General features: G+C 62.1%; 27 protein-coding genes and 1 pseudogene. 9 read left to right on the top strand and 19 right to left on the bottom strand.

All coding sequences use genetic code 11. The features are described 5' to 3' along the window. Positions 1 to 28: 28 nt before the first annotated feature. The 3 genes and pseudogenes from P6U28_RS04670 to P6U28_RS04680 form a co-directional block, all read right to left on the bottom strand. Positions 29 to 401: pseudogene (locus P6U28_RS04670) on the bottom strand (SOS response-associated peptidase family protein); the annotation flags it as partial. An 82-nt stretch (positions 402 to 483) separates the two neighbouring features. Next, positions 484 to 1128 carry a GNAT family N-acetyltransferase gene (locus P6U28_RS04675; RefSeq protein ID WP_122404661.1) on the bottom strand — a complete coding sequence of 215 codons (645 nt, stop codon included), beginning with the start codon at positions 1126 to 1128 and terminating at the stop codon, positions 484 to 486. Between the two features lie 442 nt (positions 1129 to 1570). Continuing rightward, on the bottom strand, positions 1571 to 2668 hold the full coding sequence (locus P6U28_RS04680; protein WP_122404660.1) for a helix-turn-helix domain-containing protein: 1098 nt from the start codon (positions 2666 to 2668) through the stop codon (positions 1571 to 1573). Positions 2669 to 2919: 251 nt separating this feature from the next. On the opposite strand from P6U28_RS04680, the gene P6U28_RS04685 reads away from it, so the two are divergent. Continuing rightward, a complete protein-coding gene (locus P6U28_RS04685) occupies positions 2920 to 3867 on the top strand; it encodes a hypothetical protein (protein WP_209296267.1) in 948 nt (315 codons plus the stop codon). 619 nt (positions 3868 to 4486) lie between these two features. Here the strand turns inward: P6U28_RS04685 and P6U28_RS04690 are convergent. From P6U28_RS04690 to P6U28_RS04755, 14 genes are all read right to left on the bottom strand, one after another. Then, entirely contained in the window at positions 4487 to 6898 is a 2412-nt protein-coding gene (locus tag P6U28_RS04690) for a glucose/quinate/shikimate family membrane-bound PQQ-dependent dehydrogenase (RefSeq protein WP_209296266.1), read from the bottom strand. A 4-nt stretch (positions 6899 to 6902) separates the two neighbouring features. Beyond that, the gene (locus P6U28_RS04695; protein WP_122404658.1) at positions 6903 to 7283 is read right to left on the bottom strand and encodes a cytochrome c family protein; all 381 of its coding nucleotides are present in this window, start codon (positions 7281 to 7283) and stop codon (positions 6903 to 6905) included. 12 nt (positions 7284 to 7295) lie between these two features. After that, positions 7296 to 7931 carry a cytochrome c gene (locus P6U28_RS04700; RefSeq protein WP_122404657.1) on the bottom strand — a complete coding sequence of 212 codons (636 nt, stop codon included), beginning with the start codon at positions 7929 to 7931 and terminating at the stop codon, positions 7296 to 7298. Continuing rightward, entirely contained in the window at positions 7931 to 8779 is an 849-nt protein-coding gene (locus tag P6U28_RS04705; protein ID WP_407123199.1) for a substrate-binding domain-containing protein, read from the bottom strand. The genes P6U28_RS04700 and P6U28_RS04705 overlap by 1 nt, the downstream gene beginning before the upstream one ends. Continuing rightward, complete coding sequence (locus P6U28_RS04710; protein ID WP_122404655.1) at positions 8748 to 10583, bottom strand: methanol/ethanol family PQQ-dependent dehydrogenase; 1836 nt, start codon at positions 10581 to 10583, stop codon at positions 8748 to 8750. Before P6U28_RS04710 ends, P6U28_RS04705 begins: the two co-directional genes overlap by 32 nt. Positions 10584 to 10687: 104 nt before the next feature. Then, positions 10688 to 11476: a heme-binding protein gene (locus P6U28_RS04715; RefSeq protein WP_245163265.1), complete on the bottom strand. Its 789-nt coding sequence runs from the start codon at positions 11474 to 11476 to the stop codon at positions 10688 to 10690. Between the two features lie 71 nt (positions 11477 to 11547). Continuing rightward, entirely contained in the window at positions 11548 to 12471 is a 924-nt protein-coding gene (locus tag P6U28_RS04720; protein WP_407121841.1) for a cytochrome c oxidase assembly protein, read from the bottom strand. Then, entirely contained in the window at positions 12459 to 12812 is a 354-nt protein-coding gene (locus tag P6U28_RS04725) for a hypothetical protein (RefSeq protein WP_122404653.1), read from the bottom strand. Before P6U28_RS04725 ends, P6U28_RS04720 begins: the two co-directional genes overlap by 13 nt. Then, positions 12809 to 13408 carry a cytochrome c oxidase subunit 3 gene (locus P6U28_RS04730; protein ID WP_122404652.1) on the bottom strand — a complete coding sequence of 200 codons (600 nt, stop codon included), beginning with the start codon at positions 13406 to 13408 and terminating at the stop codon, positions 12809 to 12811. The genes P6U28_RS04725 and P6U28_RS04730 overlap by 4 nt, the downstream gene beginning before the upstream one ends. Beyond that, a complete protein-coding gene (gene ctaD, locus P6U28_RS04735; RefSeq protein ID WP_122404651.1) occupies positions 13405 to 15318 on the bottom strand; it encodes a cytochrome c oxidase subunit I in 1914 nt (637 codons plus the stop codon). The genes P6U28_RS04730 and ctaD overlap by 4 nt, the downstream gene beginning before the upstream one ends. Continuing rightward, positions 15315 to 16325, bottom strand: coding sequence for a cytochrome c oxidase subunit II (gene coxB, locus P6U28_RS04740; RefSeq protein ID WP_122404650.1), 1011 nt, complete (start codon positions 16323 to 16325; stop codon positions 15315 to 15317). Before coxB ends, ctaD begins: the two co-directional genes overlap by 4 nt. A gap of 62 nt (positions 16326 to 16387) precedes the next feature. Further along, the gene (locus P6U28_RS04745) at positions 16388 to 16942 is read right to left on the bottom strand and encodes a DUF421 domain-containing protein (protein WP_122404649.1); all 555 of its coding nucleotides are present in this window, start codon (positions 16940 to 16942) and stop codon (positions 16388 to 16390) included. A 9-nt stretch (positions 16943 to 16951) separates the two neighbouring features. Continuing rightward, positions 16952 to 17074 carry a hypothetical protein gene (locus P6U28_RS04750; protein ID WP_283809901.1) on the bottom strand — a complete coding sequence of 41 codons (123 nt, stop codon included), beginning with the start codon at positions 17072 to 17074 and terminating at the stop codon, positions 16952 to 16954. Between the two features lie 441 nt (positions 17075 to 17515). Continuing rightward, complete coding sequence (locus P6U28_RS04755) at positions 17516 to 17836, bottom strand: chemotaxis protein CheB (protein WP_122404647.1); 321 nt, start codon at positions 17834 to 17836, stop codon at positions 17516 to 17518. A gap of 46 nt (positions 17837 to 17882) precedes the next feature. Between P6U28_RS04755 and P6U28_RS04760 the strand changes: the two genes are divergently transcribed. From P6U28_RS04760 to P6U28_RS04770, 3 genes are all read left to right on the top strand, one after another. Then, positions 17883 to 18386, top strand: a complete 504-nt coding sequence (locus P6U28_RS04760) for a Crp/Fnr family transcriptional regulator (protein ID WP_145987040.1) — start codon at positions 17883 to 17885, stop codon at positions 18384 to 18386. Next, positions 18365 to 18571, top strand: coding sequence for a helix-turn-helix domain-containing protein (locus tag P6U28_RS04765; protein WP_160118867.1), 207 nt, complete (start codon positions 18365 to 18367; stop codon positions 18569 to 18571). Before P6U28_RS04760 ends, P6U28_RS04765 begins: the two co-directional genes overlap by 22 nt. Before the next feature lie 526 nt (positions 18572 to 19097). After that, positions 19098 to 19301, top strand: coding sequence for a hypothetical protein (locus P6U28_RS04770; RefSeq protein ID WP_145987039.1), 204 nt, complete (start codon positions 19098 to 19100; stop codon positions 19299 to 19301). A gap of 418 nt (positions 19302 to 19719) precedes the next feature. Here the strand turns inward: P6U28_RS04770 and P6U28_RS04775 are convergent, their stop codons facing one another. Continuing rightward, positions 19720 to 20094: a DUF4142 domain-containing protein gene (locus P6U28_RS04775; RefSeq protein WP_209296311.1), complete on the bottom strand. Its 375-nt coding sequence runs from the start codon at positions 20092 to 20094 to the stop codon at positions 19720 to 19722. 315 nt (positions 20095 to 20409) lie between these two features. Between P6U28_RS04775 and P6U28_RS04780 the strand changes: the two genes are divergently transcribed. The 4 genes from P6U28_RS04780 (at position 20410) to P6U28_RS04795 (ending at position 23343) form a co-directional block, all read left to right on the top strand. Further along, the gene (locus P6U28_RS04780) at positions 20410 to 20919 is read left to right on the top strand and encodes a DUF2243 domain-containing protein (protein ID WP_122404644.1); all 510 of its coding nucleotides are present in this window, start codon (positions 20410 to 20412) and stop codon (positions 20917 to 20919) included. Positions 20920 to 21069: 150 nt separating this feature from the next. Then, positions 21070 to 21855: a succinate dehydrogenase iron-sulfur subunit gene (locus tag P6U28_RS04785; RefSeq protein ID WP_122404643.1), complete on the top strand. Its 786-nt coding sequence runs from the start codon at positions 21070 to 21072 to the stop codon at positions 21853 to 21855. Between the two features lie 78 nt (positions 21856 to 21933). Continuing rightward, entirely contained in the window at positions 21934 to 22371 is a 438-nt protein-coding gene (locus tag P6U28_RS04790; RefSeq protein WP_407121842.1) for an NUDIX hydrolase, read from the top strand. A gap of 51 nt (positions 22372 to 22422) precedes the next feature. After that, positions 22423 to 23343 (top strand): SIR2 family protein, encoded by a 921-nt coding sequence (locus P6U28_RS04795; RefSeq protein ID WP_122404641.1) that lies wholly within the window; start codon positions 22423 to 22425, stop codon positions 23341 to 23343. Positions 23344 to 23359: 16 nt separating this feature from the next. Here the strand turns inward: P6U28_RS04795 and P6U28_RS04800 are convergent, their stop codons facing one another. Continuing rightward, positions 23360 to 23674, bottom strand: a complete 315-nt coding sequence (locus tag P6U28_RS04800) for a hypothetical protein (RefSeq protein WP_407121843.1) — start codon at positions 23672 to 23674, stop codon at positions 23360 to 23362. 381 nt (positions 23675 to 24055) lie between these two features. Here P6U28_RS04800 and P6U28_RS04805 point away from each other — a divergent pair, with 381 nt between their 5' ends. Next, complete coding sequence (locus P6U28_RS04805) at positions 24056 to 25252, top strand: NADH-quinone oxidoreductase subunit D (RefSeq protein WP_407121844.1); 1197 nt, start codon at positions 24056 to 24058, stop codon at positions 25250 to 25252. The last annotated feature ends 2 nt before the right edge of the window (positions 25253 to 25254 follow it).

Below are 25254 nucleotides of genomic sequence, written 5' to 3' on the forward strand. Positions count from 1 at the left end.
GGGCTCCGGGAGCCGGACCAGCGACCGATCAGGCGGCGATCCGGTCCTCTTTGTCCGCCCCGCGCGCAACTATCTGTAGGGCATCGTCTGCCAACGGTCGTTGCAACGCCTTGGCCTCGTCCCACGGCGCACGCATCCACACGTCCCGCTCTTCGTCGGTCAGCAGGATCACGGGCATTGCCTTCGGGGTGGATCGGCTCGACCACGGCATTCGGTGTGGTCGTCAGAAAGCCATAGACCTGATGCGGTCCCGGCACCGGCTTGGACTTTGTGCCGCGATCCCCGTTGAACGTTGTCCAGATGCCAGCGAACGCTATCAGCGGCCTCTCATCGTTGAGGGCAAACCAGACCACGTCCTTCTTCTTCGTCTCCGGGTTCGGCTCCGGCGCGTACTCGGCAAAGCCGCCGAAATCTTCGTCTGTCGCAGCACGACCAGACAATTGAATTTGTGCAGCCGCTTTTTGGGGTTTCGTGCGGATTACGTCATCTCCCCTCAGGTTCCCAGCGCAGCTTCTTGCCATCGAAGTGATTGGGTATTTCGACAAAGCCGAAACATGCAAAACGCTCAGCCTTCGAACTTTTGTTGTCTGGCCGGACGTTCGTCTCAATCGGCATGCCGCTTTCTTTTAGCTTCGAGACAAGAACTCTAGAGATGTGCTGATTCCGCGCCGTTTTGGAAACGCCCAGATAGTCTAGATAGATCGTGCTGTCGTGGCCATAAGCGAGCGCGTAGCCCACGATCTGGTCGTCAGCATCTACCGCTACCCAAGACAGACCCGTCGCGACTGAGCCTTCTATCCTTCCCAAGGTTTCGGGATAAACTCTTGTTGGGACCTCAGGTGCGACCTCCGCGAAAACCAAGAGAATGCCGACCTCATCGCCAGGAGCAGCAACTCGATAGGCCATATTTCCAATCGCCATTGTGGCGACGGGACCAACTTCAGTGAGTTCTAACATCCCGACGATCGCCGCGCGCTCACCTTCAACAACGAGGTGGGCGATCACGCCGCCTCCCGTTAGAGAATCCTGGCGTTGGTAGACGATGGTGCCGCCCAGCCCTTCGATAGCTGCCTTGGCTGTCTCGAGACTTTCCAGTGCGATTTTAGCCGCCCGTAACATTACTCGCATTCGTTATCGCTCCCCCGGCCACCACGTTGATGGCGGATCGCTCGCCGAAATCTTCGTCGGCCGCAGCGCAACCAGATGGCTGCGCTTGTATGGATAGGGCGGCCTTCAAGTGGAAGCCACGCAGGTATGTCTCATGCTCGGAGCCACTTTGGTGCCTGTCCGCGGATCCAATCGGCTGACAAAACAAACTCTGTCGTAAATGACCGCATAACCGGCGCGGCTAGTTCTGCAACAATCTCTGGCCATGCATCGGTCAGGCTTGTCACTGGCCATGATCCAGTCGCAACCCGGTGACTGCTGTGTGAAGTCCAATTATTCATCCAAAGCCCAAAGGGGTCTCGAACAGTTCGATCCTTTAGACCATGCCACTCGACGCGAAAGGTTACAGTGGTTGGACTGTCAAACCGCTCGGCCATTCCACGTGCGTGGCGCACGAATTCGGCTAGAGCCCTGGTAAGCAAATTCGGACTGAGCCACGTTCCGCTTTCCCATCCCAAGGACTTATTCCAATCAGCACCATCTTCCCAATAGTTGCGGATGAGGGTTGCGTTTCCCGCCAAAGGTCTGGAAACAACGGTCTAAAATCACGATCTCGCGTATCTCTCAGTAACGTGCATTCGAGGAAATCGTTCTCCTCCAATCCGCTCGCTGCATCCGTGTGCCACGAAGGCCTAATCTCTGGCACGTCGAAAATATAAAACATGCTCCATCCCGTTTTGACGAGATCACGGACCTCGGAATTGATTTCACGCAATGTCTGCAACAGATTTTGGCGCGACAGTTGCTGCTCGTCGGAGCGATCAATTGAATAGCTCAATTGCCAATGCGATTGAGCGACTTCCTCGCAGCCGTCACGATTAGAAATCTCTTTGAGAAACGCAACGTGGGCAGCGTCGTGCCACCTTCTTATTGCATCTTGGGTGTTAGATGGAGCGGGTTGCGCGCCACGTAGTGCGGCGTCCAATGCACCAAGAATAGATGCCCTTTCGTGCATGGCACATCGTCGTATAACCGGAGCCCATTCGGCTGCTGTCAGGATGGACGCGCTTTCTGGACCCGTCTTACGCAGGTAGTACTGACCTTGAACTATCCCTTGAATTTTTTTGCCATCCATTGGCCCGTTTACTTTGGCGCAGATAGGTGAAGCTCCATGAGCAGGAACGATTACAATAGGGTGTTCATTCCCAGCGCTGGACCGGACGAATGAAACATCACATTGAAATGTAGGCTCCAAGTATTTTTTCACGATTGACGAGATGACATCTCGGTCGATCTTATCGGCATATGGACTGGGGACGTATTGAAGGGTCGTGTCGTCAAACCCAAACACGATACAGCCACCGCCGTGGTTTGCGATAGCAGCAATATGCCGTGCTATGTCCGCTCGCGCCTCATGACTATTCAGGTCCAGCCAAGACTTATATTCGACCCCAAGCGTTTCGTTCGGGGTGTCCACCAGTTCTTGCAATTCCGCAAAAGCCATAACTCTGCTAACCTTTTCATCTGCGAGAAGCCTGCCCGCCCTATGCCGCTCGATCATCGCTTCAGGCCGCCGCCAAGCGACTGCGCTCTAGCAGCCTACCGAGCAGGCCCAAGCCCCGAAATGCCCAAGGGAAACGAGTTTCACGTGGCCCCGCAGGGCAGCCATTGAAACCGAAGCCGGGAGCACGCGCAAGATGTATTGATGTCATAGAACTACTGGATGACCAGCCCCAACCCCTACGCCTAAGACCTGGGGATCATCAAGCCCAGTCACCAAGCCAAGATCAATCCGAACATTTAGCGGGTGCCATGCTGCCATCCACACCCGAAGAGACACAGGCGATTGTGGACTACATGAACTGGCAAGCACCCGACCTAACCGTCGAGTTCTTGCAGAAAGTCTATGCCGAAACCATCCTGAACCAGCAGCATGTCGTGTGGGACGTTCACACCAACGTTGACCGTTGGTGGGTGATAACTAATCCGACCAACCTGTACTCCCAGGTCCAATTCCCAAACATGGATTTGGCAGTCACCTTTCACGTCGGTCTGTGCCTTCGTGTGCCGCGTGGCCAGAGAGCAAGGCTGTCAGAACTTCCGGTGGAGCCGCTTGCCGCTTGCTTTCGCCATATGTCCGATGCCTCGGACGCGTTGGCGAGCGCGCAGGAGGTCAGCGACTTCCAAACGGTCGGCGTCCGCTGCCGTGAGGCGCTACTCGCCTTCACCAGCGCAGCGCAGACCGTGATGCCGTGGGCAGTGGACCTGGCGAACAAGCCGAAGCAGGCCGACTTCAAGGCTTGGGTGGATCATGTATGTCTCACGAGTCTTGCCGGTCACACGCATGAGCACCGTCGCCATCTGCTCAAGACGCTGCTTGATGAAGCGTGGCGTTTTGCCAACTGGCTTACACACGCCAAAGCCTCCACATGGTACGATGCAGAAGCCGCGACTACGACGGTTGAGCACGCGCTTGGCTTAGCGGCGTCTCAGGTCATTCGACACATCCGGGCCGCACCTGAAAGCTGCCCTGCTTGCGGCTCTTATCGGCTCTCGCCGCAACGCGGTTATCACTCTAGTGCTCCCGAACTGGAATGGGAGCGGCCGACCTGCGATAAATGCGGTTGGGTCGGTGATCCGGTGCCGATCCTTAGCAGCCCTCAGGACTATGCTAACGATGAAGTCCCGACGCCGGAAGGGGATTGCGTGATTCCCACTGTCCCGCTGCGAGAACTACACAAGCCCAGACGGAAGGATTAGCGTTTCGCATCCTCGGCATTGGCCTTGGTTCCGGCCCCGCTCGGTGGCTCGGGCTCGCATGCACGATGGTCGCGGTCCCTAGGTCGCGGATGGTCGCAAACTCCGCTGGGCTGCCGCGCTTCAATGATCGGCTAACTCAAGAATAGTACGGCCGGTACGGTGTATGTAGGAGTGTATGTAAAACCGATACGCTTCTAGAATCCCCTATTTTTTGTCGTAAAAATTGATCAAATTGGCGGACACTCTCTCCGCCACCTATCTTTGGGAGCGAAAAAATCCTTCGAAATCCACCGCGACCCGTTCGAAGGCGCGCTTGCATTCCTTGAGGACTTATGCGCCGCTTCGTTTGAGCTGTCGCGTGCCCTGGTGCTGATGTTGTTGGCGGACCATGCAGGCAGGCTCAAAGGACCAGGCGAGAGACCCCGAGCCGGCGCAAGGTGCTGTTCGGCTTTTTGAAAGCTGCTTCGCCCCACCGCGCGTCCTCAACTGGTTCGGTCGGCAGGACGAGTAGATGCTCCGTCGGCCGGCCTGACCAGCAGGGGCTGCTCGGCATCGCGACTTGTGTGGCGCTCGTCGTCTCCACCGCCGGCGCATCACGACCGCCTGCGCGCCGGCTACGCTACGACCGCCGCTCCGGCAGGGCGTAGGCGCGGACGTAGTCGCCGAGCTTGGTGCCGAACGAGCCGTGGCCGCCGTCGACCGTGACCACATATTGCTTGCCTCCGACCTCATAGGTCATTGGTGTCGATTGACCGCCAGCCGGAAGCCGGTTCTGCCAGAGCTCTTTGCCGTCGCGCACGTCGAAAGCCCTGATGTAATAATCCATCGTCCCCGTAATGAAGGCGACGCCGCCTGCCGTGACGATCGGTCCGCCCAGCATGGGCACGCCCAGCTTGAACGGCAGCGGGATCGGGGCCTCGTCGCGGATCGTGCCGATGCGATGCTGCCAGACAATCTTGTGAGACTTGAGATCAATCGCTGCGATGTTGCCCCAGGGTGGGGCCAGGCAGGGAATGCCGAGCGGCGACAGGAAAATGCCGAGATCGACGCCGTAGGGGGCGCCGTACATCGGCTGCACGCCGAGCTCGGTGCCGGGCGGATGCGCCGCGTTCGGCGCTGCCGGATTGTCCTTGCCGCGCGGCACCAGGCGCGAGACGAACGGAATCGATTGCGGATTCGCAATCGCGATCTGGCGCTTAGGATCGACGGCGATGCCGCCCCACTCAAACATGCCGAAATCGCCGGGAAACACCAGCGTGCCCTGTTCCGAAGGCGGCGTGAACGGCCCCTCATAGCGCAGGCGCTTGAACTTGATGCGGCAGGCGAGCTGGTCGAACATCGTGCTGCCCCACATCTGCGCACCCGTCAGCATGCCCGGCGGCCGGAAGCTCAGTTGCGAGAAGGGCTGGGTCGCGGAGAGGCGGTCGCCGGGCGCAGGCCCTTGCGGCACCGGCTTCTCCGGCGCGGGCACCAGCTGATGCCCGTCGCGGCGGTCGAGCACGAAGATGTCGCCGGTTTTGGCGGGGATGTAGATCGCCGGCGTTACGCCGTCATTCGTGCGCAGGTCGACAAGGCTGGGCTGCGAGGGCATGTCCATGTCCCAGAGGTCGTGATGCACGTTCTGGAAGGACCAGCGCAGCTTCCCGGTGTTGATGTCGAGCGCGACCAGCGCGGAATCGTAGCGCTCCTTCTCGGACGAGCGGCCACCGCCCCAGATATCGGGAGAGCTCGATCCGAGCGGGACATAGACGAGCCCGAGATTCTCGTCGACCGCGGAGATGCTCCAGGAATTGGGCGAGCCCGCAGTGAAATGATGCGAGGCCGAGGGCATCTCGTTCGGATCGGGATTGCCGGCATCGAACGCCCAGATCAATTTGCCGGAGTAGATGTCGAAGCCGCGGATCACGCCCGAGGGCACGCGATCGGAGTAATTGTCGATCACCGCGCCGCCAACGATCAGGATCTTCTCGGTCACGACCGGCGGCGAGGTGCCCTCGTAGAAACCGGGCGTTTGGATCTCGGTGCCTTGCTTGAGGTCGATCTGGCCGTGATCGCCAAAGCCTTCGCAGGGGGTGCCGCTCTGCGCATCCAGCGCAAACATGCGTCCGTCATTGGTCGGGATGAAGACGCGTGCCGGACACTCAGCGGGAGCGCGCGCGCCGTCGGCGGTCACGCCACCAGGCTTGGTGACGTGATAGGCTACGCCGCGGCAGGTCATGTGCTGGAAGTTCTTGTTGTGCTGGACCTGCGGGTCGAATTTCCAGCGCAGTTTACCCGTTGGGGCCTCCAGCGCGAACACGATCTGGTGCTGCGAACAGGTGTAGAGCAGGTCGCCGACCTTGAGCGGCGTCGCCTGGTTGGTGATCTCGTCGGGATCGTCAGGGCCCTTGTGGTCGCCCGTGCGGAATTCCCACGCGAGCTTGAGATCCTTCACATTGTCCGGGGTGATCTGGTTGAGCGAGGAATAGCGCGTGCCGAAGCCGCTGCCGCCATACGCGGTCCAGTCCTCTCCGGCCCCAGGCACCATCGATGCGGCAGCCGCGGCGGCGCGCGTCGTCCCGCTCTCCGGCAGCGTGCCGGCGAGGTCGTGGCGATCGCGCGACAGCGAGACGGCGAGCACGCCGGCGGCGATGGCAAGCACGAGCCCCAGCGCCCATCGTGCGGCCCGCAAGCCCGGCACGAGGCGCGATGCGATGAACGGCAGCAACAGCCAGACGCCCAGCGGAACGAGCACGTCGCCGCGCGGCGCCAGCGACCAGAAATCGAGCCCGACTTCCCAGACCGCCCAAATCATCGTGCCGAGCAGCAGCGCAGCGTAGATCCACAGTGCCTCGGCGCGGCGTCGTGCCAGGAGCCAGCTGGTGAGCAGCAGCGCGAGGCCGGAAATCAGGTAATAGAAGGACCCGCCGAGCACAGCGAGCCAGATGCCTCCGGCGGTGAGGCCCAATCCCATGATGGCAACAATCAGGATGGTGATGACCAGCAGCGGCGCGGCGCGGAACAAGGTCCCCAGGCTAGATATCGGTCTCATGGGATTACTTCAGCGTATAGAGAAACGCCGCGATGTCGCGCGCGTCCTTCTGCGGGATGCCTATTGTGGGCATGGCGTTACCCGGTAACGCCTTCTGTGGATCTTCGATCCACGCCGCCATATTGTCGGGCGAATTTTGGATGTAGCCGGCGATGTAGGTGCGCGTGCCGATCCGATGCAGGGGCGGTCCGACATTGCCTTCGGCGCCGGCGATGCCGGGAATGTCGTGACAGCCGCCGCAATGGTAGTTTTTGACGAGGTCGGCGCCCCGCGTGGCGTCGCCGTTGAAATTGTCGGGGCCCGCAGCGTTTGCGTCGCTGCAGCCAATCACAGCCAACCCCAACAACGAGGCGATCAGCAACCGTGCGGCAGGATGGGCGTCCATTCGCCGCTCCGCTCAAGGCTTCTGGCCAAAATTGAATTTTTTGGTCGCCGACCACGGATCGGTGGTCGACACTTGCTCGGTCGGGACCTGCTCGACCTCCGGCGACAGCGGGTTCGCCGAGAAGGTGCGGCCCCATTGGTGGCTCGGCTCGTTGCTGATCTTGCCGATATAGGTGACGAGGTCCCAGATCACGCTGTCGGGCAGCACGCCGCCCCAGGCCGGCATGCCGTTCGGCCGTCCCTGGTAGATCGAGAGGAAGATGTTCTCGGGCTGCGAGCCGTAGATGAAGGTGCTGTTGCTCAGCGCCGGTCCCATGCCGCCGCCACCATTCGGCGCGTGACAGCCGACGCAGTTGAAATTGACGTAATACGTCATCCCCCGCTGCTCCGCGTTGGGATCGCCCTGCACGGGATTCTTGATCTGCGGCGGGTCGGGCTGCGCGCCCGGGTGCAGAGGACTGACTGGAACCTGCATGAACACGCCGGGCCGGCCGTTGCCGACGCTGCCGCCGAAATTCGGCCGCGGCGACAGCGTCGGCATCTGTGCCTCCTGCGATTGCGGCAGGCTCTGCTGGGCAAGCACGGCACTTTGCGGCGCTATCGCCAGTAGCAATGATAGGGCGCTCGCGCGCAATATTGGAGCTGACATCACTCATGTCCTCCCGATGCGGTGACGGGCTGCTCGACCAGCGGCACGCCATAGCTGCGCAGCAGTGACCCTATTTCGGATCGATGCCCGTCGATGAACGCGTTCAGCCGGTCGCGCAAGGCGTGGTCACCCTTGCGCACGCCCATCGCGATGGCGAATTGGAATTGCTGGGGCGCGAAGGCCTCGGTGTCCGTGATCCACGTGACCGTCAGCGGCACCGCCGAGCGCTGGGCGAAATAGCCGGCCAGCGGTCCCCACGCGGCGGCAACGTCGATCTCGCCGCTCGCGACCGCCTCGATCAGGCGGGCCGGTGGATTGGCCTGGCGATAATCACCGTAGATCGAATAGCCACGGACGTTGTCGACGATGCCCTCCTCGCCAAGCGCCTGGGCCGGCGGCGGATTGTTGCCGTCATCGCCGATCAGATGCACGCCGATCGCAAGATGATGCAGGCGCGGATCGCGCAGCGACGACAAATCGAGCTTGCGGTCCTGCCGGCTGACGAAAACGTAGGTCGAGCGGTAATAGGGCTTTGTGGTCTCGACGAGATCATAGCCTTTGGGCACGCCCATCACCACATCGCATTGGCCTGCTTTCAGCGTGCTCCGGATGAAGCCGCGGCGCTGCGCCCACCAGGTGTAGGCGATGGTCTCGCCGAAATGCTCGGCGACCATGGCGGCGAGCCTGTTCTCGAATCCGGCTTCGGCGCTGTTCGAGAACGGCAGGTTGTTCGGATCGGCGCAGACGCGCAGCGCGCCGTCCGATGCGGCCGCTGCGGTGGACGCGAGCCCGATCACGAGGGCAACCGCGATTGCGCTATTTCGAAGGCGCATGGCTGGTGTCCTCACCATTGGCTCCGCCGAGCTTGAACACCAGCAGCTCGCTTCCGCCGGCCGTATAGAACGGCAGATCCTGCGTCGCGCCGGTAAAGCCGAGCGCGGCATTGCGTACGCGTTGATCGACCTCGGCATTGGCGACGACGCCGGGCCAGCCGCCGACGCCCGAGAGGATCGCGATGTATTGCTGTCCATCGGCGCCGCCATAGGAGACCGGCTGGCCGATGAAGCCGGAGCCGGCGCGGAATTGCCAGAGCACACGTCCGTCCTTGGCGTCGACCGCCTTGAACAGGCGATCCATGGTGCCGTAGAACGCGACGTCCCCGGCGGTGACCAGCGCACCGCTCCAGACCGGCAGCTTCTCGTGGATCTCCCACACCTTCTTGCGCGCGACCGGATCCCAGGCCATGAACTCGCCGCGATGGCCGCCGGGGCCGGCATACATGTCGACATCGGCGCCAACGTAAGGCGTGCCGGCGACATAGCCGACCTGCGAGGCCTTGAAGTCCATGCAGAGATGCTGATGCGGCACGTAGAGCAGCTTGGTGCGCGGTGACCACGCGCTCGGTTGCCAGTCCTTGGCGCCGGGCGCGCTCGGGCAGATATTCTCCACGGTCTTGCCGACCAGCGGCGTCTTCTCCTCGTTCGGGATGATCTTGCCGGTCTTGAGATCGACGCCCTTGTAGCTGTTCACGAACTCATAGGCGTCCGCCGAGATCACCTCGCCGGTGGCGCGGTCCATCACGTACATGTAGCCGTTGCGGCCGGGATGGATCAGCACCTTGCGCGTCTGACCATTGAGCTCGAGATCGACCAGCAAGTTCTCGTTGATCTCGTCATGGTCGAACAGGTCGTGCGGATTGACTTGGTAGGCCCATTTGGCGCGACCGGTGTCGGGGTCGCGCGCGAAGATCGTGGTGCTCCAGAGATTATCGCCGCTGCGCTGGTTCGCATTCCACGGACTGGGATTGGCGGTGCCGTAATAGATCAGGTTGAGGTCGGGATCGTAGGAGATCCAGCCCCACATGGTGGCGCCGCCGACCTGCCAGCGGTCGGCCGGCCAGGTCTTCACGCCGAGATCCTTGCCTTTCAGACTGTCGTAGAACGGCTTGAAGTCGTCACCGATCAAGACGTCCTTGTCGGGCCCGGTCGAATATGCGCGCCAGGCGATCGCGCCGGTGTTCTCGTCCAGCGCGGTGACCCAGCCGCGCACGCCCATCTCGCCGCCGCTGTTGCCGACCAGAATCTTGCCCTTCACCACGACTGGCGCCATGGTGATGGTCTCGCCCTTGTTGATCTCGCCGAGTTTTGTGTGCCAGAGCTCCTTGCCGGTCTTGGCATCGAGCGCGACGGTGTGATTGTCGAGCGTGTTGAGGAAGACCTTGCCGTTGTCGAAGCCGAGGCCGCGGTTGACGACGTCGCAGCAGGCGACGCCGGCGGCCGCCGGCTCCGGCTTTGGCGCGTAGGACCATTTCAGTTCGCCGCTGGTCGCATCGAGCGCGAACACGCGGTTGGGGTAGGGGCCGGCATAGGGACCGACCACATACATGGTGCCGTCTACCACCAGCGGCGCCGCCTCCTGGCCGCGATCGGCGCCGATCGAGAACGTCCATGCCAGCTGCAGGCGCGAGGCATTGCCGGCGTTGATCTGGTCGAGCTCGCTATAGCGCGTGTTGGCGTAATCGCGCGCTGCCATCGGCCATTGGCCGGGGTCCTTCATGCGGCTGGCGAGATCGATCTGTGCCGAAGCGGTTGCGAGCGGCGCAACGACCGCACAAAGCACGCTCGCTACCAGCGTGAAACCACGCACTAACATAGATCAAGATCTCCATGGCGATGACGAGGCCGTGCCGCGTTGCAGGCCGGAACGTGCACGTACAAACCTTGCGCTTCGGCTTGGTTCCAAAACCGATTGCCGAGCTATCTCACGACGTTCCCGGACACGCCGGCGCCGAGATCGACCGCGATCTGGTCCTCCTTGCCGTTGCACTTGGGATGGCCGAAACCGGACGGGCTTTTGCCGTCGGGACCGATGTCGTAGATGATCGCGTCCTTCATGTTGGGGCTGACGCCGGCGGGCACGCGATCGAGCCCGAGCTGGTGGCGCACGCGCCAGGCAACATTGTGATCGGCGCAGGAGCTGTCGCCGCTGACGCCGAGCGCACCCGCAATGCCGTTGCCATCGTAGAGCGCCAGTCCGCCGCCGAACACGATCACGCCGCCGACGGGCTTGCCGACCATCGGATCATGAGACGTGCCGAAATCGTCGGGGCTGCCGGCGTAGAGCGTTTCGGGCGAGGGCGGATTGCTGAGCGCCGCGCCGAACAGGAATCCGCCGGGCTGCGCGCCCGCGTAGAGATTGGCTGACGCCATCGCCTTGTCCTTCAGGCTGAACGCGTTCGCGGTGTTGGCCTTCTCCGCCGCGATCGCCCGGCTGCCCGGCCATTGATCGTCTGCCTTGCTGCCGCTGTAGGCGACGGCGCAGACGACGCCTTGTCGGTTCACGACCGCGGCCCATTCATTGTTGTCGAGCCCGCCATTGCTCGGGCCGCCGCCCGGCTTGACGCTCTTCTTCAGGATATCGGCAAGCTGATCATGGTCGACCGGACATGACATCGCGGGACGCGGCCGGTCCTGCGCGTTCAGCGCCTGAGGCATTGACAGTGCAGCCAGGATCGCAGCTGTCACGATGACAATTCGCTCGCCCATGTGATCTCCCTTCGGTCTCGCGCCTGCAGGCGAACGTTCGAACGGAAGTTGCAGTTCCTATGCGAAGGCGCTCATCCCGGATGCCTGACCGGCGCGAGCGGCGCCTCGCTTTCGTTCACGGTCAGCCAGCGATGCGCGAAGACCAGCGCCGCGCCGGTATAGAGGATGCCCATAGGCACCCACATCAAGACGCCCGCGAGCTGCTGGTCTTCGAGCGGAGTGAGGCCGAGTTCGCCGGCGAGCGCGCCCTGGCCGGGAATCCAAAGCCGCGGCGATATCGTCAGCAGCGCGCCGAGCACGCCGGAATGCAGGATCGTGATGAACAGGCACGCAATGGCGATGCCGTCGCGCACGCGGCTGCTGCGGCCCTGTCCGCGGCCATGCAGCAGCACCCACCAGAACAAAAGGGCGGTCGCGAAGAAGCTGATGTGCTGGAGCCGGTGCACCGCAGGGTTCGCCAGCGCCCATGCATAGAGCGGCGGCGCGTGCCAGGCCCAGAGCGCTGCGCCATGCAGCGCGGTCGCGCTCAGGGGATGGCTGATGAAGCCCCAGGCGCCCGCCACCGGCGGCAGATTGAGCAAGCGTCCGGCCGCCGGGCGCAGCGACGCCGGCAGGCTCCACAGCATCGGACCGTTGATCCGCGCATAGGCCATCAGTGGCGCGGCGACCACCATCAGCAGCTCGTGCTCGGTCATATGCGCGGTGAACAGCCGCTCGCCGAGCCAGTGCAGCGGCGATGTCACCGCCAGCGCCGTGATCAGCCAGCCGGTCCAGAACGCCGCGACCTGGCCGAAGCTGACGCCGCGGCCACCGCCGGCGTGCCGCCACAGCCGCTGTGTGCCGATATAGAAGCCGATACCGACGAGATAGAGCGGGGTCAGCAGCCAGGGATCGTAGCTCCAGAGCGATCGGGCATCGACATCGGAAAGCCCGTGCGCGAAGGCAGGCTGCGTCAGCAGCACAAGGAGAAGCGCTGCGAAGCTCAGCGCAGGCATGGGCTGATTAACAGCGAGGCGGCAAGCTGGTTGGCGATCACGAGCGCGAACAGCACGCCCATGCGGACGCCTATCCAGGCCATGAAGGAGCGGGGCCCGCCGCCTCGGGCGTCGCTCCATTCCGCCCCGGCGCTGCGCCGCACCGCGCGCGCCGAGATGAAGGTGCCGACGAGGGCGACGATTGCCAGGACGCCGCTCAGGATCGCCCCGCTCATCCTGGTCCCTTCGCAGGAGAAATGCGCGAGCACGTACACGCCTTGCAAATTGAGGCCCCACGCGATTGGACCGAGCGCGACACCGGCCCAATACAGGAGTCGTGAACGTTCGGCAGCTTCGGTCATAGCCGTGGCACCCAATCGAGCAGGACATAGAGCGGCAGCCAGGCCAGCACGACGAAATTCCAATAGAACACGTTGTCGGTGACGTCGCTGAAACGCCGCGGCTTGGCATGGCGCGTGAACATCAACACCGCCAGCACGACGGTGTCGCCGACATCGGTGGCAAGGTGGGTGGTGTGGAGCCCGAGGATCAGCCATACGATCGAGCCGTAGGCGGAATTGTCCCAGCGCGTGTTGAGATGAGCGAACTCGAAGCCGCGCAAGATCAACAGAGCGATGCCGATCAACGCCATTACGATCAGCATGAGGCGGGTCTTCCGGAGGTCCTGCCGGTGCGCCACGCGGCTGGTATATTCATTCGGGATGACGCTGAGCAGATAGAGCACGGTCTCGACCGTGCCGGGCCAGAGATCGGGCGGCGCCGCGCTGATCGGCCAGGTCGGGTTGACGGCATAGAGATAGAGATAGGCGCCGATGGCGATGGCAAAGCCCATGCCTTCCAGCGCCATGAATCCCATGGCGCCCCACCAGGGGCCGCTGCGCGGACCATAGCCGTAGGTCGGCAGGTCCGAGACGTCGCGGACGATGGTCTGTCTCACTCTTCGTCCTCCTTGGCGCCGGAGGGCCAGAACCAGCCGATCAGGGTCACTGCCATCGGCGGCGTGCCCCAGAGCACCGCCCAGGGCGTAAAGATCGAGCCGATGAAGAAGATTGTGGTCGCGATCGCGGTGAGCAGCGGCCAGAGGCTAGGCTCGGGCGAAGCCTCGCGGATTTGCGGCTCGGCCTCGGCCAGCGAGGTCAGCAGCACCTCGCGCTTGTCAGCGCTGAGGCCGCCGACGACGGGCAGGCTCTCGTTGTCGGCCCACAGCGGATCGCGGTGCTTGACGACGGGAATACGGTCGAAGTTCTGCGGCGGCGGCGGAGAAGTGGTCGCCCATTCCAGCGTCGAGGCGTCCCAGGGATTGTCCCCGGCGAGTGCGCCCTTGCGCAGGCTATAGATCGCATTGACCAGGAGCAGCGCGAAGCTGAGCGCGAACACCAGCGCGCCGGCGCTGGACAGCAGATTCAGATGCGCCCAGTCCATGTCGGCAGTGTAGGTGTAGACCCGCCGCGGCATGCCGATCAGCCCGAGGATATGCATCGGGAAGAACGCGACGTTGAAGCCGATGAAGGCGAGCCAGAAATTCCAGCGCCCCAGCTTTTCGCTCAGCATGCGCCCCGTGATCTTGGGAAACCAGTAATAGACGGCGCCGATCAGCGGGAAAACCGCGCCGCCGATCAGCACGTAGTGGAAGTGCGCGACGACGAAATAGGTGTCGTGCACCTGGGTGTCGATCGGCACCGAGGCCACCATGACGCCGGAGAGGCCGCCGATCACGAAGATCACGATGAAGCCGATCACGAACAACAGCGGCGTGCGGTACACCGGCCGCCCGTCCCACAGCGTCGCGATCCAGCAGAAGATCTGCAGTCCGCTCGGCACCGCGATCAGCATGCTGGAGGCCGTGAACAGGCCGGCGCCGAGCTGCGGCAGGCCGGTGACGAACATGTGGTGGACCCAGAGGCCGAACGACAGCAGCCCCGTCGCGATCAGCGAGAGGATGACGATGGGATAGCCGATCACCGGCCGCCGCGCGAACGTGCCGAGGATCGCCGAGACCATGCCGGTGCCGGGAATGAAGATGATGTAGACCTCGGGATGGCCGAAGAACCAGAACAGGTGCTGCCAGAGCAGGGGATGTCCGCCCGACGACGGGTCGTAGAAGCGCGTGTTGACGAGCCGGTCCAGGATCAGCGAGGTCGAGGCCACCATGATCGAGGGCATCGCGAACATGACGAGGAAGCTCGTGACCAGCATCGCCCAGACGAACAGCGGAATGCGATCGAGCGTCATGCCCGGCGCGCGCAACTTGAACACGGTCACGACGACCTCCACCGATACGGCGAGGGCGGCGACCTCGGTGAAGGTGATCATCTGCGCCCAGACATCGGGGCGTTTGGTCGGCGTGTATTGCAGCGAGGACAGCGGCACATAGGCGAACCAGCCGACGTCAGGCCCCACATTGACGGCGAATGAGATCCAGAGGAAGCAGCCGCCGAACAGAAACATCCAATAGCTGAAGGCGTTCAGGCGCGGGAAGGCGATGTTGCGCGTGCCGACCATGAGCGGCACGAGGTAGACCGCGAACGCCTCCATCACCGGCACGGCGAACAGGAACATCATGGTCGAGCCGTGCATCGTGAAGATCTGGTTGTACTTGTCTGCCGAGAGGAACGTGCTCTCGGGCTGCGCAAGCTGAATGCGCATCAGCACCGCAAGAACGCCGCCGAGCAGCAGGAAGGCGAATGCGGTGATGATGTAACGGCGGCCGATGATCTTGTGGTCGACCGACATCAGCGCGCCGAGGAAACCGGAGGGTGTGCGCCAGACGCTCTCAAGCTGCCTGGACAGCTGAAAGCCATTGAGGACGTCGTCGCGCAATTCGCGCTGTTCCGCGGCCAGGCTCACTTGAGCTGCTCCAGGTAATGAAGGATCGCGATCATCTCGTCCGATTGCAGCGGCATCTTCGGCATCAGATTGCCGGGCTTGATGTGCTGGGGATCGGAGATCCAGGCGCCTAGCGTTGCCGGTGTGTTCGGCAACGTTCCGGCCGCGATCATGGTGCGGCTGCCGATATGGGTCAGATCCGGGCCGAGCTGTCCGCCGGCGAGTGTGCCGCTGATGTTGTGGCACAGGGCGCAGCCGCGCGAGCGGAACAGCGCCTCGCCTTGCTTGCCGAGCGGATCGGTCGGGCTCGCTGCGCTCTGGTTTTCATGGTCGCGCCAGCGGCCGAATTCGTCCGGCGCCAGCGCGATTACCGCGAAGGCCATGTGGGCGTGCTGGAGCCCGCAGAACTCGGCGCATTGCCCGCGATAGATCCCGGCATTCTTCGCCGTGAATTGCAGCTCGTTCTTCTGTCCGGTGATGAGGTCCATCTTGCCGGTCAGGCTCGGCACCCAGAAGCTGTGGATCACATCGGCGGATTCCAGCTCGAGCTTCACCGGCTGGCCGGTCGGAATGCGGATCTCGTTCGCCGTCACGAAGCTCTGGTCGGGGCTGTCCGCCTCATAACGCACCTCCCACCACCATTGATGTCCGATGATCTTCAGCGTGAGGGCGTGCTCGTCCTTGGCGAAGACGGTGCGCTGTCCGGCATAGCTGACGAGGGAGAGCCCGAGCACGATGATCGTGGTCGCGATGCCCAGGATGAGGATGACGCGCCCGCTGCGGTCTTCGAACCCGTCATGCAGGTCGAGCGGCCGGTCGGCCGCGCGTTTTGAGCGCAACATTCCGATGCCGAGCACGAGGACGACGGCGATCCAGACGATGGCGGCGACAGCGAGGAAGACGAACAGCGTCCAGCGGATCTGCTCGGACTGAAGGCCCTGCGGATCGAGCACCGATTGACGGCCGGCGCACGCGGTCAACAGCCAGCTCGTGCACAGCACCAGAACTCTTCGAACCCAGACTGGCATGACGCTTCGCCGTGCTCCCCTTCAAAGGCGGAACCGGCCAATTCTACAAAGGTTCCTATCCGCTAATCGGAGCGGTTGGCCGCGTTCGATCCGCCAAGCTCCGGGATGTCGGCGAGCGCCGAAGCCTCGGATCCAAGCTGCCTGATGACGCTGAAGGTACCGTCGGCCTCGAGGACCACGGCGCCGACATCCTCCAGACGATCGATACCGTGCTGGCGCACGGCGGCGCGGACATCCGCCTCGGCGACCCTCTGGCTGCGCATCGCGTCGCGAACGAGTTTGCCCTGATGAACCAACAGCGTCGGCTGCGGATTGACGATGATGCGGAGCGGGCTCCAGTGCGCCACGGCAAAGGCGATGATGAATTGTAGCCCGATCAGGATCACGAAGCCCACCAGGGACTGTGCCACGCTGATGTCGCCCGACAGGACGCTGTTGGCGAAGGTCGAGCCGAGGGCGACGGTGACGATCAGGTCGAAGGCGTACCACTTTGCGAGGGTTCGAGGACCTGCGAGGCGGAGCAGGACGACCAGCGCGATATAGGTGATGGTGGTGCCGATCGCGGTGCGGAGCAGCGGCGCCCAACCCTGGAAGATGATATGTCCGACGTCGACCATGGACGGCGACTAGAACGGCCAGCCCTTGGTGGCGATCAGGATCGCGACATCCCCGGCAGCCATCAGCAGCAGGACGATGAGGACGGCCACGATCGCTCCGGGCTGGGCAATCGCACGCAGGTCTTCGTGCATGTCTGGCTCCGAGATGAACACTTATGCCTGCAATGTTTCCGCCAACGGGATGTTCCTGCATGGCGGGCCGAGCGACCTCCGCGCAACGGAACGAAGCTTCTCAACCGCGCGTTCCCAAGCAGAAACTTGAGGAATGGACGTGCCGCGCTATCATTTCGATCTGGTGTATTCCAGGACCTTTGCCGACGAAGGAGGCGCTGAATTGCCTGAGGATATCGAAGACGTGGATGTCGGGGACGAGGTCTCGCTTGCCTGCCGAAGGAGCGTCCCGAGCAATGAAAAGCCCGCCAATCGTGACGCGAAGCAGCAAAACGGCATAGGTTGGGCAGCTTCTGACCACGGACATGGCCCTCAACCCGGGACGGCGGCACCGAATAATTGCGCTCGCTTTCGATTTTCTGCGACAGAAGTCGCTTTCGCTCGACCTGTAGCGCGAGTCTTTCAACATACCCATGTGCGAGCGTAAAGCTCCGCTCGCCCAAGCCTCACGAAATGCCCTATGTGCAAGCTCGTAGGTTTGGTTGGTGTGGGTAAGGGCGGTAGCGCACCTCTCACGGGAAGTCTGCCGTGCCAAGACAGAGTTTGGTCGAGGGAAAGCGGGATGCGCGGCAGGTGCTGCGCGACGAATATCGGAAATGGAAAATCCGGTTCCAGCCTCCGAACGATGTCAATGAGTGCCGGAATGCCCCCTGCGGAGGCCACGATGGCGACCGCTCCGAGACAGGAACCACCACCGACTGCGCTGATTGGGACAGAGACCATATGTCACAGATGACCTACCTTTAGTCCCGAGCCCGAGGAGTTCGCAATGGATAACAGGCTCCTCGCGAAGCTGCCCGCCCGGGAACTGAAGCTCGTTCAGCCTCATCTGCAAGCCGTCGAGTTGCGTTACACGCAGGTACTGGCGGAGCCCGACGAGCCTATCACCCACATGTATTTCCCCACCGGAGGGGTGCTCTCGATGGTGAATGAGCCGGAAGACGGGGACATCGTCGAGTTTGCCACGGTTGGGAATGAGGGAATGGTTGGCGTTCCCCTTCTGCTTGGCGCGTTGACTATGCCAAGCCGCGTTTTCGTCCAGGTCGAAGGTGCGGGTTTCCGCGCTGCTGCGAAAGACATGCTCGAAGTCCTGAGACAGACACCGACGTTCCATGGCCGGCTGATGCGCTACGTCATGGCGTTGCTCAACCAGATCGCGCAGGGGACCTCATGCAATCGCCTGCACGAAGTGCAGGAGCCTTGCGCCCGGTGGCTCCTGCACACTCACGACAGGTCAATGGCGAGAGCTTCATGCCGACGCAAGAGTTCCTGAGCCAGATGCTGGGAGTGCACCGTCCAACTGTAACGATCGCTGCGCGCATGCTCCAGCAGGCCGGCCTCATCCGGTATAGTCGGGACCATATCGAAGTCATCGACCGGCCCGGTCTCGAAGCTGCGGCATGCCCCTGCTACCGCCTCATCACGGACCAATACGCACGCTTGCTGGAGCCGACTTGAGGTGCTCGAGCGACGATCGCAGGACGTCGTAAGCCGTTGCCGCGGCGAGCCATGATGACTTCGGCAACGGATCCCCGTTTCGCTCTGCGGCCATGATGCAATGCATTTGCAAACGGCGAAGCCGTGGCGTTTCATTTAGGACTCTTTCGGCGGCTCTAGGTCCGAATTGATCCATGCTTTCTCCCGCTCAATCCAAGATGATCGCTCTTCCGCCGGTTCAAGCTGCAATTGGTCTTCAGGCTTGATCAGCCGTGCGAATTTTCGGCACCAGTAAAGAAAGTGGTTCATGCGCGATTAGTTATCGGCAAACCGAGCTGCTGTCGGTCATGTACCCAACATACGTGGATGCGCGGGCGTGCCGATGTTGGGCGATGTCAGATGGCGCATGCCTTCCCAAGAGTGCTCTCGCTCCTGTGCGGGCTGGAGTGAGATGTGCGAAATGCTGACGAATCTTTGCAAAGGATAAGGCGCACATTCCGGCGGTGTGATTGAAAGAAGGGCATCACTTCAAACGCATGGAAACGAGATGCTCGGATCAAAGGTATTTTCACCTGAGGACCTGTCGCTGCTAGGAGCGATTTACGATCTCGTCGTGGATTCGCTTCCAATCCCAATGCGCACGCATCGAAATCGGCTCCAGGTCGCTCGCAACCTGTTTTATTTGAAACTGCGTGGCGAACGCGATCCGCTAAACCTGGAGCTTGGCGCTGCGGCTGGTTTGATTTGCTGACCGCAAGCTGTCTTACTTTGGGATGTCTCCTAGTGACCCATCCGGACAAATCTGGTCCAGTGCCTTGACCTCGACAATGAGGGGCAAGCCGGACGCCGGTTTGATGGGGTCGGACTAACGCTTTTCCCTGGCTGTGTGAAAACGCTGCGCCCGATGTGATTCGCGCGATATGATTCCCGCACGATTTGCGGGGGGCTTGGATGAAGCGCTCCGTTACGGAGGCGGATCGTGGACAGTCGACCGTTATTGCCCGAATGCCTCGACGATTCTATTAACGAGAGCAACCCTGTTCGCGTGATCGACGTGTTTGTCGATGCGCTCGATTTGGCTGAACTTTGAACGATGGAACCGGCGGCGACCGGTCGGCCATCAGACCACTGGCGCGTCGGCGAAGTTGCGCCTCGGTTGTACGTGCCCGTTACGCCATTTCCCTGAGATTGCTCAGGATGGCGAGATGTCGCTGGATGACCGGAAGAGACATCTGCGCGACCTGCTGCTCCTGCGGGTTACCGCCCGTCCGCAGGTAGGAATTGTTTAGCGCCAGCAATTCGCGATGGCCCCGAATCTGTCCTTGCACATACATCCTGTCGAAGGGGCCCGAGGGCGTGACCTGAAGCCGTTGCAGCATCGTCGCATGGTCTGGCCGCAGGGGTACCGAGCCTGGAGCGGCACCGAGCGCACTTGCCACCTGCACCTGTTCGGCGATCTCGGCGTTCGCGAAATTTACCACGTCAGGATTGCCGGTGCGGGTGAGCGCGAGCTGACTGGTCCGCATCGCGAATGCGCCGCCCATGAGGTCGGCCGTCCTGAAATCCCTCTGCTAATTTGTCCGGGCCTGAACGGCTAAGGTCGAAAGCCCAAGCCCTCCGAGGGCAAGCAAGAATGATCTTCTCAGCATGTGCATCTCCAACTGTGAGCGACCGACGCTTCGCTGCGTTGAACGTTCCTATCGATCGATCAAGTTGAAGGCGCGGCGTTGGCCCTGAGCGCGGAACACCCCTCAATTAAACGCATCCAATCGTCTGCGGGACGCAAGTGGCTCGCCATAGGAACGGCGGACTGCAAAACGCCTTGTCTCGTTTTCATATCGCGCCACACACGAGTTCAGATGCTACAAAGCAGACCCGCCAACTTTCCCACATCCGCAGGCGTCCTTCTCGGGCTTGGCCTCGGCGCGTTCTTCGATGGCATCGTCTTTCATCAGCTGCTGCAATGGCATCATATGTTAAGCGGCTGGTATCCCCTCAATTCCATCGACAACATCACCCTCAACACGACCTGGGACGGCATCTTTCACAGCGTCGCCTACGTCCTCGTGCTCGCCGGGTTTTATGTGTTGTGGCAGTGGGCGCGCCGAAGCGAGCTGCGATGGTCTCGCTCGCAGTGTCTCGGGACCATCCTGATCGGATGGGGCATCTTCAATCTCGTCGAAGGCGTGGTCGATCACCAGATCCTGAGATTGCATCAGGTGAACGAGACCGTGCCCGACAGCCAGCGCATCTTCTGGGATATCGGCTTCCTGCTGTGGGGAGCAGCGATGATCGTCATGGGCGTTGCCATGGCACGGGCGGGCGCGCAGGAGGGAGTGCATGCGAAAGGCAGTCTACAGGTTCGTTAGAAAGACGCCGCCGCCTCTGGTCTACGCGATCTTTCTGCTGCTGCTCGTGCTCGCGACGGCACCGGCGTTTCGACCAGTCCTTTTCGGCGTCTCGGTCGATGATCTTTTGCAGCTGCGCTGCTTTTCGCCGGTCCGACAGCAGAGGTAATCATGGTCGAGTTCAGGCTTCCAATAAACTCCCGCATCGAGCAGGGGACCGTCTGGCCAAAGCCGACCGGCGAGAGCTTGCGCGAATTTCAGGTATATCGCTGGAATCCTGAGGATGGCCGCAATCCCAGGCTGGACACCTATTTCGTGGACCAGAACAATTGCGGGCCAATGGTGCTGGACGGGCTGATCTGGATCAAGAACAACGTCGACTCAACCCTGACCTTCAGGCGGTCCTGCCGGGAAGGCGTTTGCGGCTCCTGCTCGATGAACATCGCCGGCCAGAACACGCTGGCCTGCACCAAGTCGATGAACGAGGACGTTCCGGAAGGCGAGCCGCTGCGCGTGCTTCCCTTGCCGCATCAGCCGGTGGTGAAGGATTTGGTGCCGGATCTGACGAACTTCTACGCGCAGCTCGCGCTGATCGAGCCGTGGCTGCAGACCACGTCGCCCACGCCGCAGACGGAATGGCGGCAAAGTCACGAGGACCGGGCCAAGCTCGACGGATTGTACGAGTGTATCCTCTGCGCGTGCTGCTCGACGTCGTGCCCGAGCTATTGGTGGAATTCCGAGCGTTTCCTCGGGCCGGCAGCTCTGATCCAGGCGGCTCGCTGGATCAATGACAGCCGGGACGAAGCCACGGGCGAACGCCTCGACATGCTGGAGGATCCCTTCAGGATCTATCGCTGCCACACCATTCTGAATTGCGCGAAGGCATGTCCAAAAGGCCTCAATCCCGGAGAAGCCATTTCGGCCCTGCGGCTCAAGATGGTCCAGCGGAAGTTCTGATCGTGGGTAAGGCGCCAAGTCGCAAACAGGAACCATGGCTGCGGCGCTCGCTTATCAAACGCGCGTTGGAGGCGTTTGATGGGAAAGAAGCAATTTGCCGCTCTGCCGTTTCGTCTGGACAAGTCCGAGCTGCGGGTGATGCTGATCACGACCAGGCGCAAGCGCAGGTGGAGCGTCCCCAAGGGATCGCCGATGCGCAACAGGGAGCCGCATTTGACGGCAGCGCTCGAGGCCTATGAGGAGGCGGGCTTGGTCGGTGTCGTGGCAACGCGCGCCTTGGGCAGCTTCAAGCACCGCAAGCGAAAAGGCGATCGCAAGCGGACCATGAACGTTGCCGTCTTCCCCATGAAGGTGCACGGGCGCGAGCGCTGGTGGCCCGAGAAGGGAGAGCGCGAAGCCATCTGGGTCTCGCCCAAGACGGCGGCGCGCCTGGTGCACAAGGCGCAGCTCCGGCGCCTGATCGCCCGCTTCGCGGCGCAGGCGGTGCGAGACGCATCCTCCCCGCTGGGCAGGTGAGCGGGCGGCCCAGCTTTAGGAACGCCTCGCGCGCCCGGTCATTCAAGCCTGATGGACCAACAAACGACAGGGCTCATATCCGAGGAGCGGCCGCCTCATGAAGTCCTCGCAGCGGCGATCGAGCGACGCCGCGCGGTCCTTTTCGTGGGCGCCGGCGTCTCGATGGCGGTCGGCTTGCCGTCCTGGCAGTCCCTGATCGATCATCTCCTGGACGATCTCGGCCTCGAACGCAACGTCATCGACGGAATGCACGGCGGCTATCAGATGCTCGCGGAATATTATCGGATCAAGCGCGGCGGAATCGGCCCGCTGCGCAGCTGGCTCGACCGAAATTGGCGTGTCGACCCCGAGAAGATCGCCGCTTCAGAGCTGCACCGGATGATCGTCGAGCTGGATTTTCCGGTCATCTACACCACCAATTACGACCGCAACCTGGAAACCGCGTTCGACGTGCTGAAAAAGCCTTTTGCGAAGATCAGCAACGCGAAGGAGATCGCGAGTGCGCGTGCCGGTGTCACCCACATCATCAAATTCCACGGCGACTTCGACGACGATGCCTCGCTGGTTCTGACCGAGACCGACTTTCTCAACCGGCTCGCCTTCAATTCCCCGCTCGACATCCGGTTTCGCGCCGATGCGCTGGGAAGCACGCTCCTGTTCGTCGGATACAGCATGTCCGATCCGAACATCCGGCTGCTGCTGCACCGGATCTGGCAGATCTGGGACGAGTCCGGGCACAGCCAGGACCGGCCGAGATCCTTCGTGTTCGTCGCGCAGCGCAACCCGGTGCAGGAGGCCGTACTCGCGAACTGGGGCATCACGACCATCGCCCCGCCTGACGTCATGGCTGCCGATGACGGTCTCAGGCGGCTGCTGCGCGACATTCGCGAGCGGCTCGGCGGCAGGACAACGCGCAGCTCGGGTCCTGACACCAAGAGACGTTGCCAGAGCATGATCCGGAAAAGTGTGTAGCGGTTTTCCGAAAAGATCATGCTGAAACAATACCTAAAGCGCGATGACGACTCATTCTAATCGCATGGCGCTTTAGGTTCGCCGCACGCTGTAGATGTCGTTCGGGTCTGGTGTGAGGCTTGCGGCATATTGCACGTCGAAAGGCGAACGCATGGCCGCCCGCGTGCGGCACGTCGGCGGGATTGCTTGGCGCATGCCAATAGCTGCGCAGATTCCACACGATCGTCACGCGGGCTCCCCCGCGATCAGCGCGGCGGTGATGGCTCCTCGACGAACCGGTCACCCAGTCGATCGGCAGCAGAAGAGAGGTGAGTGCTTCGAACAGCGCCATGATAGGCCGAGGCCAACACCGCCGGAGAACGCGATAGCGGTGAGAGGGCGGTCGGCTGCGCTCGTGCCGCCCGGTCCAACTGCACGGTCAGCCAAGATGGGCGCCGGTTGCCAGTCTGGAGGTCCGGGTGCACCGGTAATCCCTGTGTTGGTGTGCATAGCGGCAGCGGAGATTGACCACGAGAGCGGCGGTAGCTGTGAGCAATCGATATCTCCTCTTAAATCTCCAATTTCGACATTGAAATCGGCTCTCAATGCGGGTGTTCCAAGGGCTGAGGCGGCACGCATTTTCGCCTTTGCGGCGAGCCGTTAACCTGTGTGAAGCCGGCTGCCGCGCATCGCGGCTAAGCTGAGGGCTGCGCCATCTTCGATCGGAAGCAGGATGCCAGAACAATCTCCGAGCCTCAGAAACTTCACCATCAATTTCGGTCCTCAACATCCCGCCGCGCACGGCGTGCTGCGGCTGGTGCTTGAGCTGGACGGCGAGGTCGTCGAGCGCGTCGATCCGCATATCGGCCTTCTGCACCGCGGCACCGAGAAGCTGATCGAGGCCAAGACCTATCTCCGGGCCATTCCCTATTTTGACCGGCTCGACTACGTCGCCCCGCTGACGCAGGAACATGCCTTCTGCCTCGCCATCGAACGTCTCATGGGAATCGAGGTGCCACGGCGCGGCCAACTCATCAGGGTGCTCTATCACGAGATCAGCCGCATCCTCTCGCACCTTCTAAACGTCACCACTCAGGCCATGGATGTCGGCGCCTTGACCCCGCCCCTGTGGGGCTTCGAAGAGCGCGAGAAGCTCATGGTGTTCTATGAGCGTGCCTCGGGCAGCCGGATGCATGCCAATTACTTCCGGCCCGGCGGCGTGCACCAGGATCTGCCACCCAAGCTGATCGATGACATCGAAGCCTGGTGCGAACCGTTTCTGAAAGTCGTTGACGATCTCGACCGTTTGCTCTCTCTCAACCGGATCTTCAAGGCGCGTAACGTGGACATCGGCAGGGTGACGCTCGAGCAGGCCTGGGCCTGGGGATTTTCGGGCGTGATGGTGCGCGGCTCGGGGGCCGCCTGGGATTTGCGCAAGGCGCAGCGCTATGATTGCTATGCGGAAATGGACTTCGACATTCCCATCGGCAAGAACGGCGACTGCTACGACCGTTATCTCATTCGCATGGAAGAGATGAGACAGTCCGTCCGGATCATGAGGCAGTGCATCGACAAGCTGAAGGCGCCTGACGGCGGAGGCCCGGTGCTCGTACAGGACAACAAGGTCGCGCCGCCTCGGCGTGGTGAGATGAAGCGCTCGATGGAAGCGCTGATCCATCACTTCAAGCTCTACACCGAGGGCTTCCATGTTCCTGCCGGCGAGATCTACGTCGCGGTCGAGGCGCCGAAGGGTGAATTCGGCGTGTTTCTCGTCGCAGATGGGACCAACACGGCCTACAAGTGCAAGATCAGGTCGCCCGGTTTCGCCCATCTGCAAGCGATGGATTTCCTCTGCAAAGGACATTTGCTGGCGGACGTCTCGGCCATTCTGGGCTCCTTGGACATCGTGTTTGGCGAGGTAGATCGTTAAGA

Source organism: Bradyrhizobium sp. STM 3561, assembly GCF_045571455.1.
GTDB lineage: Bacteria > Pseudomonadota > Alphaproteobacteria > Rhizobiales > Xanthobacteraceae > Bradyrhizobium > Bradyrhizobium vignae.